The following is a 2,867-nucleotide window of genomic DNA, read 5'->3' as shown; positions in this document are numbered from 1 at the left end:
ATTATATTAAAAAGTTTAGATTCTTTAGACTTTAATACAGATTGACAGTCTGTATTTTCTGAAATCTTGCAAAATTTTGATGAAGAATTGTCACTGCTTAATTTTTCTTTTATAATTAGGAAACTAACATAAACACCTACTAGTGATAATACAAAATATACGGATTTTAAAATATAATTTGTAGTAAATACAATAATTAGAATCAATAACAAGGCAACTAACAACGGGACTGTATTTAGCAATAGCTTTTTTAAATTTTTAGGATTCCGATTTTCATTCTTTTCGATTGCTATTATTAAACCCGTCCAATTCATCAAAAAGTCATCTATACTCATACTTATTAGTTGTTCTTTATCAGTACTTATTTTTACATTTTTTTCATCGATTTTATTAATTAAGACAAGACTGGATTGTTTATGATTTCCGACTTGAGCTATAAATGAATTTGGTAATTGGTTAAATGCCCCTTTTGGAACATTAGCAACTAAATTTTTTATATTAAAATAGTCAAGAGTATTTGTAATTGAAGTAACACCCTTATCAGGGTCACTAAATAATCGTTCTTTAACTTCTTGTTCAGGCAAATTATAGTTAAACGATTTTAAGAGTTTTAGAAGTATTTGAAAAGTTTTATCCATTGTTTTTTGATTACTATAAACGTACAATTTTAACATCTATTTTTTAGATAGTCAGAAAACAAATCAATCCATTTTAAGTACATCTTCGCCATCTTTTTTAAACACCGAGCCTGTTCGTCTGTATTTCATTTTAACACCATCTACACAAAGTATATAAACTACATTACCAAGCTGTTCAGATAGTTACAAAAGAATAATTTTAGATTCTGCTACTTCCATCTATTGAGATGTGTTTTTTCAAATCATCTACACGAGTTCCCATCTTTTTCCAAGATTTACTTTTTGTTCCATTTCGGCTCATTAAAATCTTTGTCAATATTGCAGAAGTTATTATTATTACTGTAAGCATATTGCCAAGTATTGTCGTCTTTTAAAATTGAACGCTATAAGTATGAATATAGAATACCCAACACCAAATAGAAATACATATTTTATATCCTTAAAAGTTGCTTTAAAATAGTATGCTATCTTATTAGAATACCTTTTAAATGCCCCATACATATTACCAACACCAAAATTTCCTCCATCAAAAGTAATATGAGTGCCAAATGGTGTTTTTAAATAGATTTCAGCAACTTTTGCGCTGTAATCTATATTTCTTGTAAATGAGATGTTATTATTTTGGTTAGCTGTATTTGTACTAGCATCTTCTAAATATGAAAACTTACCATAATGCTCAATTATGAATACAGTTACTAACCCTAAAAGCATTCCAATAATTATTGATTTTCAAAAAAACAATTAGTTTAGCTTACTCATTGCATCATCCAAGACATCACTTCCAAAATCTTGCAAATAGGCTTTTGTAACAGATTCGCTTGAATGTCCCATAAGTTGACTAATAACACTTTCTTGCACCTTGTTAAATTTTAAATGCGTAGCAAAACTATGCCGTGCCACATAACTTGTTAGATTTTTTTCTATTCCAACAGATTCAGCGATAAATTTTAGATCTTTATTAAATTTGCGTAAGCATTTTTTGTATCTGTAATGTATTTGCTTATAGGTTAAATTGTATCTGTTTATAACATGAAATATATAATCTTCATTCTCGGTAAGCATATTATTTTTAAAGTAATTTAAAATGTCCGTAGCTTCTTTTCGCAACTTAAAATTAAAGTTTCCATTAATTTTACTTCTTTTATAAACTAATCTGCCATCACTTATATTTTCCCACCTTAAATAGGTCATATCTTTAAAATTCATACCGCCTGCATAATAACTGAATAAAAACATCTTATATGTTATTTTATATTCGATATGCTCTTTAATATTAAATGATTTAAAACTCTCAAACTCTTCTTTATCGATGGCTATTTTTCTTGATTTTGATTTGAGTTTCGCTACTTTATAAATGTTAAAAGGGTAATGAGATACTTTAGCGTAACCATGTGTAATAGCTTTGTTAAAATTAACTCTTATCTCTCGCATTTTAACACCAATACCGCCATCCGTACCGCCTCTTTTTCTTAAATAATGTTCGTAATCTTCTAAAAATGCTGGTGTAACATCTTTAAACTTTAAATTGGCGAATGCTTTTGATGTTTTAAGCTTTTTATTTACTTCAATTTCGGATATTTCTTTAGCTGTCATTAAGTAGCGACTTAATGAATTACAGGTGTCTTTTAAAGTTCTTTCAGAGCCATAACGACCTTCTGCATTAAGTTCTTTGATTCGTTTTTGTAAAAACTCACTTACTGATATTTCTTTAACTCTATTTGCTTTGGATTCTTCTTTGAACGCATTATAAATATCGTTTAAATCGTAATCAATTTCCTGTATTTCCAAATCATCTATTGCATTTTGAAGCCTTGTAGTAAGCTTACCTAACTTTTCATTGATATCTTTGTAGTTAAAATGGTTTTTACGTAAGCGTTTATTTTTAGCATCCCATTCTCTTTTTTCGCATGAAAAAGGGAGTGTTATTATTTTTGACTTGTTGCCAAGATATATTTTAAATATCAAAGGGAAAGTACCGTCTTTTTTAGGTTTACTGTCTCGAAGTAATAATTGGTATGTCGCCATTAATTAATATTTTTGGGTCAAGTTTAAGGTCAAGCTTGTATGTCAAAAATAGTAAATTAATGTAAAATAAAGAAGTATTGAGAATGATTAATCTCTTTATTTTCAATACTTTTATCAATAAAAGTAAGAATAAGTAAAATTAGAACTCTCTGACTCATAATCAGGTGGTCCATGGTTCGAGTCCATGTGGGACCACTTTAATTG

Annotated in this window: 4 protein-coding genes; all 4 read right to left on the bottom strand. The window is 28.3% G+C overall.

Going from position 1 to position 2,867, the window contains the following annotated elements; genetic code table 11:
- Positions 1-638: cysteine peptidase family C39 domain-containing protein (locus ACFDSN_RS12010; protein WP_375240095.1), on the bottom strand; the 638-nt coding region annotated here is incomplete at its 3' end.
- Positions 639-837: 199 nt separating this feature from the next.
- Positions 838-987: a hypothetical protein gene (locus ACFDSN_RS12005; RefSeq protein ID WP_375240094.1), complete on the bottom strand. Its 150-nt coding sequence runs from the start codon at positions 985-987 to the stop codon at positions 838-840.
- A complete protein-coding gene (locus tag ACFDSN_RS12000) occupies positions 975-1,349 on the bottom strand; it encodes a hypothetical protein (protein ID WP_375240093.1) in 375 nt (124 codons plus the stop codon). The genes ACFDSN_RS12005 and ACFDSN_RS12000 overlap by 13 nt, the downstream gene beginning before the upstream one ends.
- Positions 1,350-1,379: 30 nt before the next feature.
- The gene (locus ACFDSN_RS11995; RefSeq protein WP_375240092.1) at positions 1,380-2,663 is read right to left on the bottom strand and encodes a tyrosine-type recombinase/integrase; all 1,284 of its coding nucleotides are present in this window, start codon (positions 2,661-2,663) and stop codon (positions 1,380-1,382) included.
- Positions 2,664-2,867 lie beyond the last annotated feature (204 nt).

The sequence above is a fragment of the Aurantibacter sp. genome (genome assembly GCF_042094015.1).
In the GTDB taxonomy this organism is placed as follows: domain Bacteria; phylum Bacteroidota; class Bacteroidia; order Flavobacteriales; family Flavobacteriaceae; genus Aurantibacter.
This window is presented reverse-complemented; position numbering and strand designations above follow the sequence as displayed.